The following is a 16,060-nucleotide window of genomic DNA, read 5'->3' as shown; positions in this document are numbered from 1 at the left end:
GGCAGGGGGGATGCCCAGAGCCGGCCATGGATGGCCGGCGGCCGGAACTTGGAGCAGGATGCGCATATTCCGGCTGGGCATCCCCCCTGCCTCCACGGCAGGCAGCGCGCACCCTCCCGGACTCCCGCCCGGAGCAATCACCCGCAAGCTCCACGCAATCGGGAGAAGAACCAAAAAAAGGCCGCCCGGGGGCGGCCTTTTTCATGATGCTGGTGCCGGAAATAGGAATCGAACCTACGACCTACGCATTACGAATGCGCCGCTCTACCAACTGAGCTATTCCGGCGGAGCCGCATATTGTAGGGGCGGCCGGCACACCGGTCAAAGCATCACAGGCCCACCACCTCCAGGCCGGTGCGCAGCCGGTCGGCCAGGCGCATGGCCAGGGCCACGATCGTGAACGTGGGAAAGGCCCAGCCGCCGGTTGGAAACACGGAGCTTCCGGCAACATGCAGGTTTTCAAGGCCGTGCACCCTGCAGTCGCGGTCGACGACGCCATCGCTGGACCGGTCGGACATGCGGGTGGTGCCGATGTGGTGGGCCGTGCCCACGAGGCCGGGGCGCTGCGTCGCGTCGGCGATCCAGGGCGCAGGCTCGAAGCGGCCGCCGCAGCAGCGCGCGGCCTCGTGGCCGAGCAGGCTGGCGCTGGTGCGGAACGAGGCGTAGTCGAAGTCGGTGAAGCGCCAGTCCACACGGACCTTGCGCTGTCCCAGGGCGTCGCGTGATTCGCCGAGTGTGATCCGGCTCTCGGGATTGGGTGCCTGCTCGAAATAGGCCATCAGGTCCACGGAACTGACGCTGTCGACGGAGCGATGGCGAAGCTTGCGGGCGACTGCACCCGCGACGTGGCCGGCGTTCATGCCAATGCGCATCGCCAGGCGCGCCCGCCTTGCGCCGCCGGCGGGCGGTGGCACGGACGCGGGTGAGCCGCCCAGGCCCGAGGCCAGGGCGCGCTGTATGTCACCTTCCACTCCGCTGGCGTCGATGGCCGCTGGCGTGCGGAAGGTGGCGCGGAGGTCGCGCAGTGCCTGCAGCCCGGCAGGCGCCAAATCGAGCACCGGCATCGGCCGGGCGCGGGCGTTGAGCAGGCGCAGCCGGCGCTGCGCGCTGTCGGCCAGCGCGAGTTCGCGATAGAGCGGGCGCGACTCGCGCTGGCTGTCGCGGTCGTAGGGGCGCAGCAGCGCGTCCAGGTTCCCTCCAAGCACCTGTCCGGCGAGGCATCGCGGGTGATCCATGAAGTGGCGGCCGACCTGGTCATGGGCATTGCCCAGTCCGCGCGGGTGCGCGCCATCGGAAAGCAGCAGCAGGCGCGCATTCTCGATGCCGCCGGCCGCGAGCACGTAGTGGCGCGCGTGCACGGTGCCGCGGCGGCCGTCCAGGCTGCCGATGCGCGCGTCCTGGACGCGCCCGGCGTCCGGCGCGGCCGCGAGCTCCATGAGGTTGGCGTGCAACAGCAGGGTGATGTTGTCCGACTCTTCGAGCAGCGACCGGTAATGCGCCTGGAAGAAGACCGGGCTCTCGATGCATACGCGGTCCACCGCGCATTCCTCCAGCAGGGGCAGCGCATGCGGAAAGTGCGCGTTGCCAAAACTGCCGTCGGCGATGCCATGGCGTGGATCGATGCGAAGCGTGGACCGCGCGTGGCCGCACCAGGTGGCGAGCTCGTCGAAGCCGATCGGCCAGCCGCTGGCTGGCACCCAGTCGCGCGCCGCCAGGTCCAGGCGCGTCAGCGGCACGCAGCCGCCGCCCCAGAGCCGGGAGCTGCCACCCAGCGCGCGCAGCCGGCACAGGTGGGGGTCGAGCGCGGAAGTGCCGACGGATTCGCCTTCGTTCAGCGCCTGTGCGCTGCGCTCGCTCTCCAGGCCTCCGCTTTCGAGCAGGCACACGGTGAACCGGCTGTTGGCAAACGCACTGGCGATCGCGATGCCGGCCGGTCCCGCACCGATGATGCAGACGTGGCACTGGTAATCGTCGGGTGCCGATGGGTCGAGGTAGTCGAGGATCACGAGGGTTCCTTCATGGCATCGCATGCCGCCGATCGCGCTGGCACCAGTCGTGAAAACGCCGAGTGCCTCCCGCAGCGGACACATGCCCGCCATCGGGGCGGTCTCACTCCGCGCGATGGCGGGCCGGTATCCTCACTCCATCTTTCTACCGGAGCTTGTTCATGGCCAAGGCCCGCACCGCCTACGTCTGCACCGAATGCGGCGCCGACTCGGGCAAATGGCAGGGCCAGTGCGGCGCCTGCGGTGCCTGGGACACGCTGTCGGAGATCGTCCTGGAGACCGCCGCCTCGTCCAAGGCCGCAGCGCCCGCGCGGCGGGGCGGATGGGCGGGCAAGGCCGAGGCGCCCAAGGTCACGCCGCTGAAAGACGTCCTGCAGGTCGACGACCAGCGCGTGTCCACCGGTATCAGCGAGTTCGACCGCGTGCTGGGCGGCGGTCTGGTGGAGGGCGCCGTGGTCCTTGTCGGCGGGGATCCCGGCATCGGCAAGTCGACCCTCTTGCTGCAGGCCGTGGCCAGCATGTCCGCGGCGCTGCCGGGGCTGTACGTGACCGGCGAGGAATCCCTGGCCCAGGTTGCCGGCCGCGGCCACCGCCTCGGCCTGCCGCTGGATGGTGTGAACGCGCTGGCCGAGACCTGCGTCGAGCACATCCTCGGCCATGCCGCCAGGCTCCGGCCCAAGCTGATCGTGGCCGACTCCGTGCAGACCCTGTGGACCGAGACCCTCACCGCCGCGCCCGGTTCGGTCAGCCAGGTGCGCGAGTCCGCCGCGCGCCTGGTGCGCTACGCCAAGGAGACCGGCACCGCGGTGTTCCTGGTCGGGCACGTCACCAAGGAGGGCGGCATCGCCGGCCCGCGCGTGCTCGAGCACATGGTCGATGCGGTGCTGTACTTCGAAGGCGATTCCGGCAGCCGCTTCCGCGTGCTGCGCGCGTTCAAGAACCGCTTCGGCGCGGTCAACGAACTCGGCGTGTTCGCGATGGGCGACAAGGGCCTGAAGGAAGTGCCCAATCCGTCGGCGATCTTCCTTTCCGGCGGCACGCGCCAGCCCGGCAGCTGCGTGATGGTGACCCGTGAGGGCACGCGCCCGCTGCTGGTCGAAGTGCAGGCCCTGGTGGATTCGTCGCCGCTGTCCAACCCGCGCCGGGTGGCGGTGGGCATGGAACAGAACCGCCTGGCGATGCTGCTGGCGGTGCTGCACAGGCATGGCGGCATCGCGGTCGGCGACCAGGACGTGTTCGTCAACGTGGTCGGCGGCATCCGCGTGCAGGAAACCGCGGTCGACCTGCCTGTGCTGCTGGCGGTGCTGTCATCGCTGCAGGACCGGCCGCTGGCGGACAAGACGGTCGCCTTCGGCGAAGTCGGCCTGTCGGGCGAGATCCGGCCGGTGCCGAACGGCGAGGAGCGGCTGAAGGAAGCCGCCACCCACGGCTTCAAGCGCGCCATCGTGGCCAAGGCGAATGCGCCCAAGGCCGGCCGCTACAAGGATCTTGAAGTGGTGGGCGTAGAGCGGCTGGCCGACGCCATCGACGCCGCGGGCTGAGGGGCGGGTTGTTGCCGGCGCAGCCGCAGCTGTTCTTGCGGATCGACATCGCGGCCATGGCCGCTCCCACAACAATGCCGGCACCGTCAGGCGCGCTGCAGGACAAGCTCCAGCACGAACTTGCTGCCGAAGAAGGCCAGCACCAGCAGCGCCATGGCGGCCAGCGTCCAGCGCACCGCCTTGCGCCCGCGCCAGCCGAAGCGCCAGCGGCCCAGCAGCAGCACGCCGAACACAAGCCATGACAGCACGCTGAGCACGGTCTTGTGCGCAAGGTGCTGGGCGAGCAGGTCCTCGACGAACAGCACGCCGGTCAGCAGGGTCATGGCCAGCAGCACGAAGCCGGTGCCGATGGTGCGGAACAGAAGGGTTTCAAGTTCGACCAGGGGCGGCAGGGCGCGCAGCCAGCGGTGGATCTCGCGGCGACTGAGCGCTCGATCCTGCAGCCAGAGCATTCCCGCCAGCAGCGCGGCCACGGCCAGGGTGGCGTAGGCAAGGAGTGCGAGCCAGGCGTGGAGCTGCAGCCGCCAGTCCAGCGGTTCCGGCGGCAGGTGGCCGTAAAGATGGTTGCCGAGGAGCGCCAGCGCTGCGAGCGGGAACACCACGACGCCGAGCGAGCCCGTGCGTCCGCGCGCGCCAACTGCAGCGGTGAGCGCCGCCATGCCCAGGGTGACCAGCGAAATCGCCGCGAAAAAATGCATGTCGGCGCCGCCAAGCGCACGCCAGGCCAGCACGTGTTCGAGCGCATGCGCGAGGATGGCGCCGCCCGCCGCGAGCAGCCAGGCGCTGGCGCGCCGGCCGCGCCGGATTCCGCGCACCAGCAGGCCGGCGGCCGCCAGGTAGAGAACGATCGCGATGAGGACGGGAATCATCCGCGCAGTGTCGCATAGGCGCCGGCCGGCCTGAACGGGGCGGCGACGCTGTGCGGCGGGCGCGCTATGCTGTCCACAAGCGGGGCTTCGGCCCCGTGGCACTCCAAGCCCGGCTGCCTGGGTCCGGTGGGATAGTCCACTGGATATGGCGACCGGGCCGTGGCCTTCGCGGGCCACCGGGTCGGACTGGAAACGGGCCGGCCTCCCTTGTCCCGGAATGGAGCGACAACATGGCTGCCCTGGTCGACCGTTTCGGACGGTCGTTCCCCTATCTGCGCCTCTCCCTGACGGAGGCCTGCAATTACCGCTGCAGCTACTGCCTGCCGGACGGCTACCAGGCGGACGGGCGTCCGCGCTTCCTCGAACTCGATGAGGTCCAGCGCCTGGTGCGCGCCTTCGCGGCGCTGGGGATGAGCAAGATCCGGCTCACCGGCGGCGAGCCGACGCTGCGCAAGGACCTGCTGCCGATCATCGCCGCGGTGTCCGCCGTGCCCGGCGTCCGCCGCATCGCCATCACTACCAACGGCACCCTGCTGCCGCGCCATGTGCGCGAGTGGCGCGAGGCCGGCCTGACGGCCCTCAACGTCAGCCTGGATACGCTGGACCCGGAGCGCTTCCGCGCGATCACCGGCCACGACCGTTTCGCCGAGGTCACCGAGGGCGTGGAGATGGCGCTGGGCCTGGGCTTCGATTCGGTCAAGCTCAACGCGGTGCTGCTGCGCGGGCGCAACGACGACGAGCTGCCCGGCTGGTTCGACTACCTTCGCGAGCGCGACGTCGCCATCCGCTTCATCGAGCTGATGCGCACCGGCGACAACCTCGAGTTCTTCGAGCGTCACCACGTGCGCGCCGAAGCCCTGGAAGAGCAGATCGTCGAAGCCGGCTGGACGCTGCGCCCGCGCGCGCCCGACGCCGGCCCTGCGCGCGAGTATTCGCATCCGGATTACCGGGGCCGCATCGGCATCATCGCGCCCTACTCGAAGGATTTCTGCGCCGGCTGCAACCGCCTGCGGGTGACCGCGCGCGGCGACCTGCGGCTGTGCCTGTTCGGCGACTTCGGCATCGGCCTGCGCCCGCTGCTGCAGTCCGACGACGACCACGGCGCGCTGGTCGCGCGCATCGGCACCCAGCTCGGACTGAAGGCGGCCGGCCACGGCCTGCACCAGGGCGAGACCGGCCTCACCCCGCACCTCGCCTCCATTGGCGGATGAGCGGCGCATGACGGACGACAGCATGGGCGGACAGCGCGTGACCAGCGAACCCGCGGCCTTCCACATGGCCGACATCCGCAACAAACGCCCCACGCGCCGGCGCGCGGTCGCGGTCGGCGAACTGATGGCCGGCGCGGCCGCCTTCCCGATGATCGTCGAGCGCCGCCTGCCCAAGGGCGACGCCCTGGTGATGGCCGAGGTGGCCGGCCTGCAGGGCGCGAAGATGGCGTCCGCGCTGATGCCGCTGTGCCACCCGCTGCCGCTGGAGCTGGTGCAGGTGCGCTGCGTGCCGGTGCCGGCGCGCCATGTCATCCGCGTGTACTGCGAGTGCGCCACCGAAGCCCGCACCGGCGTCGAGATGGAAGCGCTGGCAGGGGTGAACGCAGCGCTGCTGACGCTGTACGACCTGACCAAGCCGGTGGAGCCGGCGCTTGCCATCGAAGGCATCCGCCTGCTGTTCAAGGAAGGCGGCAAGAGCGGCCTGTGGCTGCACCCCGACGGCATGGACGGCGACGAACGCGCGCACTACCGGCCGCGCGACCTTGCCCGCCTGGACGGCGTGCCGTGCGCGGTGCTGACGCTCAGCGACCGCGCCAGCCGCGGCGAATACGAGGACCTGTCCGGCCCGCTGCTGGTCGACGGCCTGCGCCGCCTTGGTGCACGCGTGGCCGGTGCCGAGGTGCTGCCCGACGGCATCGAGCCGCTGGCCGGGCGCCTGCGCGCGCTCGCCTCCGAAGGCGTGCGCATCTGCCTGACCACCGGCGGCACCGGCCTTGGCCCCGGCGACCACACGCCCGAAGCCCTGCGTTCGGTGGCCGATCGCGGCGTCGACGGGCTCGCCGAGATGTTCCGCAGCGAGAGCGCGAAGCACACCCCGCTGGCCTGGCTCAGCCGGGCCGACGTGGTGCAGGTCGGCGGCATGCTGGTGTTCGCGCTGCCGGGCAGCCGGCGCGCGGCACAGCAGGGCATCGACATCCTGGCGCCGCTGCTGGCGCATGCGCTGGCGATGGTCGATGGCGGGGGGCATCCGTGAGCGCGGCCCTCGCGTACGACGAGGCGCTGGCGATGGTCCTGGCTGAGGCGGCGCCGCTTGCGATCGAGCGGCGCGCTCCAGAGGACGCGCTGGGCCTGGTGCTGGCCGAGGCGGTCGCGAGCGAAGCGGACCTGCCGCCTTTCGACAACTCGGCGATGGACGGATTCGCGCTGCGCGCCGCGGGCGAGGTGCTGGCCGCGGGCCGCGAGTTCGACGTCTCCGGCGCGCAGGTGGCCGGCGACGAGGCGGCCGCGGCCGATGACGGCGCCTGGGAAATCATGACCGGCGCGCGCATGCCGGGCGGGCTCGACAGCGTGGTGCCGGTGGAGCGCGTGGAGGTCCTTGAGCGCGACGAAGACGGGCGGCCGCTGCGCATCCGGCTGTCCGCCGACGTGCCTCCTGGCGACAACGTGCGCCTGCGCGGCGAGGACATCGCCAGCGGCGCGCCGGCGGTGCCGGCCGGCAGCCGCATCGGGGCCGCCGAGCTGATGGTGCTCGCCTCGCTGGGCGTCACCGCGGTGGCGGTGCGGCGCCGGGCGCGAGTGGCGGTGATCAACACCGGCCGCGAGCTGGTCGACGACGCGGCGCGTCCGCTGGCCTCGGGCGAGATCCGCAACAGCAACGGGCCGTTCCTGGCCGCGCGCGCGGCCGCGGCGGGCGCGGACATCGTGCTGCGCGAGACCGTCGGCGACGAGCCGGAGATGTTCCTGGCCGCGCTCGAGCGCGCGCTCGGGGCCGGTGCCGACGTGGTGCTGAGCACCGGCGCGGTGTCGATGGGCCGCCACGATTTCGTGCCCGACGCGCTGCGCGGCATCGGCGCCGACATCCGGTTCCACAAGGTCGCGATCCGTCCCGGCAGGCCGCTGCTGTTCGCGCGCCTGGCCGGCGGCGCGCTGTTCTTCGGGCTGCCCGGGAATCCGGTGTCGAGCGCGGTGGGCCTGCGGTTCTTCGCCGAGCCCGCCCTGCGCGCGATGGCGGGCATGGCGGCCGAGCGCCCCCTGCGCATGCCGCTGGCCGACGCCTACCGCAAGCGCGCGCCGCTGCGCTTCCACCTCAAGGGGCGGGTCGAGCTTGTCGACGGCTGCCTGCGTGCCCGGGTGCTGCAGGGGCAGGAATCATTCAAGGTGCTGCCGCTGCTTGCGGCCAACGCCTGGATCGTGGTGCCGCCGGAATCGATGGCGCTCGAGGCGGGCGGGATGGTGGATGTCCATGGCCTGGGGCACCTCGAGGCCCCGCTGATCGGAGGGGTGCCGGAGTGAAGGTGCAGCTGAGCCTGTTTGGTGCGTTCCGGGCGCATGATCCCGCGGCGCTGGTCGAGCTGGAGGTGCCCGACGGCGCGCGCGTGGCCGACCTGCGCGAGGCGCTGGACCACCACGCGCGCGAACACTGGCCGGCGTTCCGGCCGGAACTGTTGAAGGCCTCGGCCTTCGCGAGCGAGAGCACGGTGATGCGCGATGCCGAGGCCCTGGTCCCCGGCGTGGCGATGGCCGTGCTGCCGCCGGTGAGCGGAGGTTGAACATGGAACGCTTCCACTGCGCGGTGACCGACATCGCCGACGGCCCGCTGGATCCCGCCTCGGCGCTCGAGTTCGTGTCCGATCCCGGCTTCGGCGGCATGACGATGTTCATCGGCCGCGTGCGCGACCTCAACCACGGCCGCGTGGTCACCGGCGTCAGCTACGACATGTTCGAGCCCTTGGCGCTGAACGGCTTCAGGGCCATCGCCGAAGGGATCGATGCCCGCTTCGGACCGAAGGTCCGGCTGTACGTCGCGCATGCCCGGGGACGCCTCGGCGTGGGCGACCTGGCGGTGGTGGTGGCCGCGGGCACCCCGCACCGCGACGAGGCCTTCCGCGCCTGCCGCGAGCTGATCGAGCAGGTGAAGCACACCAGCCCGATCTGGAAGCAGGAGCACTACGAGGACGGCGACAGCGTCTGGAGCGAAGGTTGCTCGCTGTGCGGCGTCGACGACGCCAGCGGCGATGCGCATGGCGACGGCGCAGGGCACGGACACGGGCACGATCATGCCGGTGCCGATCGTCACGATGACCGGCGGGCTGGCGCGGCTTCGACGCTTGAAGGCGGGGCGTCGCTTCCGTCCGCCACGCGGCGATGAAAGTCCAGCTTCAAGGCCCATCGCTGCGCCTGCGCATCGACGAGGAGGAACTGGCGCGGCTGCTGGCTGGCGAAGACGTGGTGAACCGCACGCAGGCGGCGCCGGGCGCCGTGGCCTGCCAGCGGCTGCGGCTGCTGGCTGGCGACGCGGCCACCACCGCGACCAGCGACGGGGGCAGGGCCGCTGCGCGCTTCGACGCCGATGGCGGAGCGTGGACCTTCAGCCTTCCCGAGGCCGAGGTCCGCGACTACGTTGCCCGGTTGCCATGCCGCGATGCCCTGGAGTTCGCGCTGCCCGGCGGCGAAGCGGCGCTGAGGCTCGCCTTCGAAGTCGACGTCCGCGACAGCGTCCGCCGCCGCGGTCCACCGCGCCGCCGCGCCGCGCCGCGTCCCGACTGACCGGCGCCGGGCCGACCGGCCGCGACTCCCCGGCGGGCCCGCGAGGGGCTCCCGGCTGAAAGCTATACTTGGCGGTCCACAGATCCCTGCCAGGCGTCCTCCATGTTCGAATCCCTCACCCAGCGACTCTCCGGCACCATGGAGCGCCTGCGCGGCCGCGGCCGCCTGACCGAGGAGAACATCCGCGAGGCCACGCGCGAAGTGCGCATCGCGCTCCTGGAAGCCGACGTCGCGCTGCCCGTTGTCCAGGCCCTGATCGAACGCATCAAGGTGCGTGCGGTCGGCCAGGAGGTCCTGAAGTCGCTGACCCCCGGCCAGGCCCTGATCAAGGTCGTGCGCGACGAGCTGACCGCGGTGATGGGCGCGGCAGCCTCCGACCTCAACCTCAACGTGCCGGCGCCGGCGGTGATCCTGATGGCCGGCCTGCAGGGCGCGGGCAAGACCACCACCGTCGGCAAGCTGGCCAGGCTCCTGAAGGAGAAGCGCAAGAAGAAGGTGATGGTGGTCAGCGCCGACGTCTATCGTCCCGCCGCCATCGCCCAGCTGGAGACGCTGGCGAAGCAGGTCGACGTGCGCTTTTTCCCCTCGGACGCCTCGCAGAAGCCTGCCGACATCGTCCGCGCGGCGATCGCCGATGCGCGCAAGTCGTTCATCGACGTGCTGCTGGTCGACACCGCCGGCCGCCTCGCGATCGATGAGGCGATGATGGCCGAAATCAAGGAGCTGCACGCCGCGGTCAAGCCGGTCGAGACCCTGTTCGTGGTCGACGCCATGACCGGCCAGGACGCGGCCAACACGGCGAAGGCCTTCAGCGAGGCGCTGCCGCTGACCGGCGTGGTGCTGACCAAGACCGACGGCGACGCCCGCGGCGGCGCGGCGCTCAGCGTGCGCTACATCACCGGTCGCCCGATCAAGTTCATCGGCACCAGCGAGAAGGTCGACGGCCTGGACGTGTTCCACCCTGACCGCATCGCCAGCCGCATCCTCGACATGGGCGACGTGCTGTCGCTGGTCGAGCAGGTGGAAGGCCAGGTCGACAAGGACAAGGCGCAGAAGCTCGCCGAGAAGGTCGCCAAGGGCAAGAAATTCGACCTCAACGACATGCGCGACCAGCTCGAGCAGATGCAGGGGATGGGCGGCATCCACGGCCTGATGGACAAGCTGCCGGGCATGGGCCAGATCCCGGATTCGGTGAAGAACCAGGTCACCGGCAAGGAAGTGCCGCGCATGGTCGCGATCATCGGCTCGATGACGAAGAAGGAGCGCCGCAATCCGGCGCTGCTCAACGGCTCGCGCCGCAAGCGCATCGCCGCCGGTTCCGGCGTCACGCCGGCCGACGTCAACAAGCTGATGAAGCAGTACCAGCAGATGGAAAAGATGATGGGCAAGCTGGGCCGCGGCGGAATGAAGGGCATGATGCGCGGCCTGCAGGGAATGATGGGCGGGCGCGGCGGCATGCCTCTCCGCTGAGCGCCGGAACGCGTCGCATGGCGGAGGATCCGGCGGTGTCCGAAGGCCTTGCCGCCTCCGCGGAAGATCCCGTGGACGCCGGCCACTTCACCAGCCTGCAGATGCGCGCGGGCAGGGTGCAGGGGCGCGACCTGCACCTGCTGCGGCTGCGCCACGCCTCCGAGGACCTGTGGCGGATCGGCACGGACAAGGGCCGGTTGCGGCGGGAGATCCGCAATGCCTTCCTGCAGCGTGATGACCGCGCCGATTGCACGCTGAGGATCTGCGTGCGTCCCGCAGGTCGCGGGGCGTCAGCGGATGACCGCGCGGCCGCCGCTTCGCCGTTCCGGTACGACCCCTCGGCACAGGGCGACTCCGCCCGGCTGCTGCGCGTCGACGTCGGGATCGAGCCACCGCGTACGGTTCCCGCGTCCCCGCTTCGCGTGCGCAGCCATCACCGCCTTCGCGCCTGCCCGCTGGTGAAACATCTCGCCCTGCAGCCCCAGTTCGCCATGCGGGCGCAGGCGCAGGCGGCGGGCTACGACGATGCGCTCCTGGTCGCCCCCGACGGGTGCATTGCCGAGGGAAGCTTCTGGAGCATCGCCTTCTGGGACGGGGAGACCGTGACCTGGCCCCGGGCTCCGGCGCTCCCGGGCGTGACCAGGCGGCTCCTGGAGCGCGCGCTCGATGACGCCCGGATCCGCAGCCGGCACGTGCCGGTACGCCTGGGCGATCTGGCCGGGCAGCGCGCCGCGTTCGCGGTGAATTCGAGCGGGATCCGCGCCGTCGCGGCAATCGATGCGCATGTGTTTGCCGGTGATGCCGGGTTCGGCGGCGCGTTGGGGGACCTGCTGGCCGCCGTTCCCTGGGAGGCCTTCTAGGCGCAGGGTCGGGCGGCGGTCGCGGGTGTTTCGCGCGGCGGCGGCCTGCGCTATAATTCCCGGCTTACCTCGCCACCCTGGCGACTGGGCAATACGGAAACCACCATGGTCAAGATCCGCCTCACCCGCGGCGGCGCCAAGAAGCGCCCCTTCTACCACATCATCGTCACCGACTCGCGCAGCGCGCGCGACGGTCGCAACATCGAGCGCGTGGGTTACTACAACCCGGTCGCGCAGGGCGCCGAGCAGCGCGTGGTGCTCGACACCGCCCGCGTCGACCACTGGGTCTCGCAGGGTGCGCAGGTCAGCGACAAGGTCCGCAACCTGTACAAGGAAGCGACCGGCGCCGCGGCGGCCCCCGCCGCCTGATGGCCGGGCCGCGCGTCCGCGCGCGGCCACAACCTTCATGGACACCACCGGGCGCCGCATCCTGCTGGGCAGGGTCCACGGCGCCTTTGGCGTGCGTGGCGAACTGAAGCTGGAATCCTTCACCGAGCCGGCACGCGCGATCCTTCGCTACCAGCCGTGGATCCTGCGCGATGCGCAGGGTCGCGAGCGTGAGCTGTCGGGTGCGCAGGGCCGCGAGAGCCCCAAGGGCCTGGTCGTGACGCTGCCGGGCATCGAAGACCGCGACGCCGCCGAGGCGATGCGCGGCAGTGAAGTCCTGGTACCGCGCTCAGTGCTGCCGCCACCGGCGCCCGGCGAATACTACTGGGTCGACCTGGAAGGCCTGCGCGTGGCCAATGTCGAAGGCGTCGACTTCGGCACCGTGTCGCACCTGTTCGCCACCGGCGCCAACGACGTGCTGGTGGCCGTGGGCGATCGCGAACGGATGATTCCCTTCGTGACCCCCGATTACATCGTCTCGGTCGATTTCGAGGCCGGCCTGGTCACGGTCGACTGGGACCCGGAGTTCTAGGCATGGCCGCGGGCGCAAGCGACGCCGTCGACGCCGGCGCCGCCACGCGCGACCCGATGCGCATCGACGTCATCAGCCTGTTCCCGGACTTCGTGTCCCAGGTTGCCGGCCACGGCGTGGTCGGGCGTGCCGCCGGGCGTGGCCTGCTGTCGCTGCACGGCTGGAACCCGCGCGACCATGCCGAAGGCAACTACCGCCGCGTCGACGACCGCCCCTTTGGCGGCGGGCCGGGCATGGTGATGCTGATCGATCCGCTGCGCGCCGCGCTGGCCGCCGCGCGCGTCGCCGACCCGTCGCCCGCGCACGTGATCTACATGAGTCCGCAGGGGCGGCCGCTGGACCAGGCCAGGGTCCGCGAGCTGGCCTCGCTGCCGCGCCTCGTGCTGTTGTGCGGACGCTACGAGGGCGTGGACGAGCGCCTGCTCGCGGCCGAGGTCGACGAGGAGCTGTCGATCGGCGACTACGTGCTGTCCGGCGGCGAACTGGCCGCGGCCGTGGTGGTCGATGCGGTCGCCCGCCTGCTGCCGGGGGCCCTGAATGATGCGGAGTCGGCTGCCCAGGACAGCTTCGAACCCGCGGCCGACGGGGACGGGGGACCGCTTCTGCTCGATTGTCCGCACTACACGCGCCCGGTCGAACATCCGCTGGGTGCGGTTCCCCCGGTGCTGCTGTCGGGCAACCACGCAGCGATCGCAGGCTGGCGTCGCCAGCAGGCGCTGGGACGGACCTGGCTGCGCCGCCCGGACCTGATCGATCCCGGCGCGCTGTCGCGGGCCGACCGCCGGCTGCTTGACGAATGGCTGGCCGAAGCCGGCCTGGCTCCGGTCGGCGACCGCCAGCGCCCGGCCGGATAACGCGCCGCTGGCAGGCAGGGAAGAAACCACGCTACAATGCGCGGCTAGCTGTAACCACGCCAAGACGCGGGTCCACGTGCACTCGCGCTATAACAGCCCACAGGGCACTACCAACAGGCACAGGCAACCACGACCATGAACAAGCCCTCACTCAATACCCTGCTGCAGAACTTCGAGACCGAGCAGGTCACGCGCGAATTCCCCGTCTTCGGTCCCGGCGACACCGTGATCGTCAACGTCAAGGTGAAGGAGGGCAATCGCGAGCGCCTCCAGGCCTACGAGGGCGTGGTGATCGCCAAGAAGAATGCCGGCCTGAACTCCGCCTTCACCGTGCGCAAGATCTCGCACGGCTTCGGCGTCGAGCGTGTGTTCCAGACCCACAGCGCGGCCATCGACTCGGTCGAGGTCAAGCGCCGCGGCGCGGTGCGCGCGGGCAAGCTTTACTACCTGCGCGAGCTCGAAGGCCGCAAGGCGCGCATCAAGGAAGACCTGGCCGGCAACGCCAAGGCGCGTGCCAAGGCCGCCGCCGAAGCCGCTGCGGCAGCGTCGGCCGGCTAAGCCGGACACGCGTTTCACCGGACGGCCGCCTTCGGGCGGCCGTTCGCGTTTCAGCGTTCAATCCGCTGCCGATGCGGCCACCGGCACGCCTGTCGGCACGGCCGCCGCGTCCGTCCTCGGCGCCATGCGCGGGCAGGCGTCGGCCACCGGTGCCGGCGGCTGCGCCGGTATCTCGGCCGGGATCGCGACCGCGTCGATGTCGCCGTCACCGCCCAGCATGCGCGCCTCGCGCCAGCGGCCCCAGCGGTAGTAGGCCAGCGACATCACCATCGCGCACAGCGCACTTGCCGGGAAACTCAGCCAGATCGCATCCGCCCCCAGCGCCGGCTGCAGCAGGTTGGCGAAGGGCACGCGGATGCCCCACAGCGCGACCACGAGGATCAGCAGCGGCGGTACCACGGCGCCCGTCGAGCGCACCACGCCCGAGACCACGAAGGTCACGCCGAAGAACAGGAACGACCAGATCGCAATCAGGTTGATGTGCTGGCCGGCCTCGATCGCCGGGCTGCCCGGAGGCAGGAACAGCGACAGGATCCGCGGGCCGGACAAGAGCAGCGGTGCGATCAGGGCGCCGGTCAGCAGGAAGTTGAAGGCGACGCCGGCACGCATGGTGCCGCCGACCCGGTCCCAGCGCCCGGCGCCGACGTTCTGCGCCGCCATCGAAGTGCAGGCGGCGCCCATCGCCATCGCCGGCATCTGCACATAGGTCCACAGCTGCAGGGTGGCGCCATAGGCCGATGCGGTATCCACGCCGTAGCCGTTGACCATGCTGATCATCACCAGCATCGCCAGCGACACCAGGATCATCTGCAGGCCCATGGGCACGCCCTTGACCACCAGCGCGCGCACGATGGCCGGGTCGGGCAGGTAGGCGCGGACCTCGGCGCGCGGGATCCACAGCGGGTGCCGGCGCCAGCGCAGCCAGGCCAGCATCGCCGCCAGGCTGCAGGCATTCGCCACCAGGGTCGCGCCGGCAGAGCCTGCGATGCCCATCCGCGGAAACGGACCAAGCCCGAAGATCAGCACCGGGTTGACCACGATGTCCACCACCACCACCACCGCCAGGAACACGAAGGGCGTGCGGGTGTCGCCGGCACCGCGCAGCACCGCGGTGAGGAAGGCGAACATGTACATGAAGGGCACCGCCAGGAAGATGACCTGGAGGTAGGCCTCGGCCAGCGGGAGCGAAGCCTCCGGCGTGCCCATCCAGTCCAGGGTGTGGCGCGCCAGCGGCAGGCCGGCGGCAGCCACCAGCAGCGACAGCGCGCCGAAGAAGCTCGCGCTGGTGCCGATGACGCGCCGCGCCCGCACCGGGTCGTGGGCACCGATGGCCTGCGCCACCAGGATGGTCGCGGCCATGCCGATGCCGAACACCGACCCCAGCAGGAAGAACATGATGTTGTTGGCGTTGGCCGTGGCGACCAGGGCCTCTTCGCCCAGGAAGCGCCCGACCCAGACCGCGTTCACCGAGCCGTTGAGCGATTGCAGCACGTTGCCGGCGAGGATCGGCAGCGCGAAGACCAGCAGGGTGGGGGCGATGGCGCCCGAGGTGAGGTCGCGCGTCGAAGGTTTTGCCATGGGCGCATCGTGCCAGAAGCGATGTCGAGGCCGGCGTTAGAATCGGGGCATGACCGGACAGGACCAGGCACCGGCCCCGGCGGCCGGGGTACGCATCGACATCTGGCTGTGGGCTGCGCGCTTCTTCAGGACGCGCACGCTGGCCAGGCAGGCCGTGGACAACGGCAAGGTCGAGGTCGGCGGCCAGCGGCCCAAGCCCTCGCGCACGGTGCGCGTGGGCGATGCACTGCGCGTGGTGCGCGGCGAGGACGCGTTCGAGGTCGAGGTGCTGGGGCTTTCCGACGACCGCGGCCCGGCCCCGGTTGCGCGACTCCTGTACCGCGAGTCCGATGCCTCCCGTCATGCACGCGAACAGGCGGCGCTCGCCCGCCGTGCCGCCCATGACGGCTATCGCGCGCCGGAGCACCGCCCGGACAAGCGCGCACGGCGGCTGATCCGCGCCCTCGGCGACATCGACGCCAGCTGAGCGGCCACGAAAAAACGGTTCTTCTCCCGATTGCGTGGAGCTTGCGGGTGATTGCTTCGGGAGGGTGGGGCGCGCGCTGCCCGCCGTGGAGGCAGGGGGGATGCCCAGCCGGAATATGCGCATCCTGCTCCCAGTTCCGGCCGCCGGCCATCCATGGCCGGCTCTGGGCATCCCCCCTGCCT

16 protein-coding genes, 1 tRNA gene, 1 pseudogene and 1 riboswitch are annotated in these 16,060 nt (G+C 71.1%); of the genes and pseudogenes, 14 read left to right on the top strand and 4 right to left on the bottom strand.

Annotated elements, in window-relative coordinates:
• Nucleotides 1-210: 210 nt before the first annotated feature.
• Nucleotides 211-286, bottom strand: a tRNA-Thr gene (locus WCD84_RS13935).
• 43 nt (nucleotides 287-329) lie between these two features.
• On the bottom strand, nucleotides 330-2,030 hold the full coding sequence (locus WCD84_RS13930) for a GMC oxidoreductase (RefSeq protein WP_343253559.1): 1,701 nt from the start codon (nucleotides 2,028-2,030) through the stop codon (nucleotides 330-332).
• Nucleotides 2,031-2,167: 137 nt separating this feature from the next.
• On the opposite strand from WCD84_RS13930, the gene radA reads away from it, so the two are divergent.
• Nucleotides 2,168-3,547 (top strand): DNA repair protein RadA, encoded by a 1,380-nt coding sequence (gene radA / locus WCD84_RS13925; protein ID WP_343281751.1) that lies wholly within the window; start codon nucleotides 2,168-2,170, stop codon nucleotides 3,545-3,547.
• Between the two features lie 86 nt (nucleotides 3,548-3,633).
• Here the strand turns inward: radA and WCD84_RS13920 are convergent, their stop codons facing one another.
• Entirely contained in the window at nucleotides 3,634-4,416 is a 783-nt protein-coding gene (locus WCD84_RS13920) for a cytochrome C assembly family protein (protein ID WP_343253557.1), read from the bottom strand.
• 92 nt (nucleotides 4,417-4,508) lie between these two features.
• A riboswitch (molybdenum cofactor riboswitch) is annotated at nucleotides 4,509-4,655 on the top strand.
• On the opposite strand from WCD84_RS13920, the gene moaA reads away from it, so the two are divergent.
• The 12 genes and pseudogenes from moaA (at nucleotide 4,647) to rplS (ending at nucleotide 13,834) form a co-directional block, all read left to right on the top strand.
• Nucleotides 4,647-5,627 carry a GTP 3',8-cyclase MoaA gene (gene moaA / locus WCD84_RS13915; protein WP_343253556.1) on the top strand — a complete coding sequence of 327 codons (981 nt, stop codon included), beginning with the start codon at nucleotides 4,647-4,649 and terminating at the stop codon, nucleotides 5,625-5,627. It overlaps the preceding riboswitch by 9 nt.
• Before the next feature lie 7 nt (nucleotides 5,628-5,634).
• Entirely contained in the window at nucleotides 5,635-6,660 is a 1,026-nt protein-coding gene (moaCB, locus tag WCD84_RS13910) for a bifunctional molybdenum cofactor biosynthesis protein MoaC/MoaB (RefSeq protein WP_343281750.1), read from the top strand.
• A complete protein-coding gene (locus WCD84_RS13905; RefSeq protein WP_343253554.1) occupies nucleotides 6,657-7,919 on the top strand; it encodes a molybdopterin molybdotransferase MoeA in 1,263 nt (420 codons plus the stop codon). The genes moaCB and WCD84_RS13905 overlap by 4 nt, the downstream gene beginning before the upstream one ends.
• Entirely contained in the window at nucleotides 7,916-8,176 is a 261-nt protein-coding gene (locus tag WCD84_RS13900; protein WP_343253553.1) for a MoaD/ThiS family protein, read from the top strand. The genes WCD84_RS13905 and WCD84_RS13900 overlap by 4 nt, the downstream gene beginning before the upstream one ends.
• Nucleotides 8,177-8,178: 2 nt before the next feature.
• A pseudogene (locus tag WCD84_RS13895) lies at nucleotides 8,179-8,685 on the top strand (molybdenum cofactor biosynthesis protein MoaE); the annotation flags it as partial.
• A gap of 86 nt (nucleotides 8,686-8,771) precedes the next feature.
• Nucleotides 8,772-9,173: a hypothetical protein gene (locus tag WCD84_RS13890; RefSeq protein ID WP_343253552.1), complete on the top strand. Its 402-nt coding sequence runs from the start codon at nucleotides 8,772-8,774 to the stop codon at nucleotides 9,171-9,173.
• Nucleotides 9,174-9,275: 102 nt separating this feature from the next.
• Nucleotides 9,276-10,643, top strand: coding sequence for a signal recognition particle protein (gene ffh / locus WCD84_RS13885; RefSeq protein WP_343253551.1), 1,368 nt, complete (start codon nucleotides 9,276-9,278; stop codon nucleotides 10,641-10,643).
• Nucleotides 10,644-10,714: 71 nt separating this feature from the next.
• Nucleotides 10,715-11,503 carry an aminotransferase class IV gene (locus tag WCD84_RS13880; RefSeq protein ID WP_343281749.1) on the top strand — a complete coding sequence of 263 codons (789 nt, stop codon included), beginning with the start codon at nucleotides 10,715-10,717 and terminating at the stop codon, nucleotides 11,501-11,503.
• A 105-nt stretch (nucleotides 11,504-11,608) separates the two neighbouring features.
• Nucleotides 11,609-11,872 (top strand): 30S ribosomal protein S16, encoded by a 264-nt coding sequence (rpsP, locus tag WCD84_RS13875; RefSeq protein ID WP_343253549.1) that lies wholly within the window; start codon nucleotides 11,609-11,611, stop codon nucleotides 11,870-11,872.
• A 37-nt stretch (nucleotides 11,873-11,909) separates the two neighbouring features.
• Nucleotides 11,910-12,422 (top strand): ribosome maturation factor RimM, encoded by a 513-nt coding sequence (gene rimM / locus WCD84_RS13870; RefSeq protein WP_343253548.1) that lies wholly within the window; start codon nucleotides 11,910-11,912, stop codon nucleotides 12,420-12,422.
• A 56-nt stretch (nucleotides 12,423-12,478) separates the two neighbouring features.
• Nucleotides 12,479-13,276 carry a tRNA (guanosine(37)-N1)-methyltransferase TrmD gene (gene trmD / locus WCD84_RS13865; RefSeq protein ID WP_343253705.1) on the top strand — a complete coding sequence of 266 codons (798 nt, stop codon included), beginning with the start codon at nucleotides 12,479-12,481 and terminating at the stop codon, nucleotides 13,274-13,276.
• Nucleotides 13,277-13,411: 135 nt separating this feature from the next.
• Complete coding sequence (rplS, locus tag WCD84_RS13860) at nucleotides 13,412-13,834, top strand: 50S ribosomal protein L19 (RefSeq protein WP_343253547.1); 423 nt, start codon at nucleotides 13,412-13,414, stop codon at nucleotides 13,832-13,834.
• 57 nt (nucleotides 13,835-13,891) lie between these two features.
• On the opposite strand, the gene WCD84_RS13855 is transcribed toward rplS, so the two are convergent.
• A complete protein-coding gene (locus tag WCD84_RS13855) occupies nucleotides 13,892-15,412 on the bottom strand; it encodes an MATE family efflux transporter (RefSeq protein WP_343281748.1) in 1,521 nt (506 codons plus the stop codon).
• A 49-nt stretch (nucleotides 15,413-15,461) separates the two neighbouring features.
• Between WCD84_RS13855 and WCD84_RS13850 the strand changes: the two genes are divergently transcribed.
• The gene (locus tag WCD84_RS13850) at nucleotides 15,462-15,878 is read left to right on the top strand and encodes an RNA-binding S4 domain-containing protein (protein WP_343281747.1); all 417 of its coding nucleotides are present in this window, start codon (nucleotides 15,462-15,464) and stop codon (nucleotides 15,876-15,878) included.
• The last annotated feature ends 182 nt before the right edge of the window (nucleotides 15,879-16,060 follow it).

The sequence above is a fragment of the Luteimonas changyuni genome, from assembly GCF_039548395.1.
GTDB lineage: Bacteria > Pseudomonadota > Gammaproteobacteria > Xanthomonadales > Xanthomonadaceae > Luteimonas.
The sequence above is the reverse complement of the archived record's forward strand: the minus strand, read 5'-3'. Positions and strand labels throughout refer to the sequence as shown.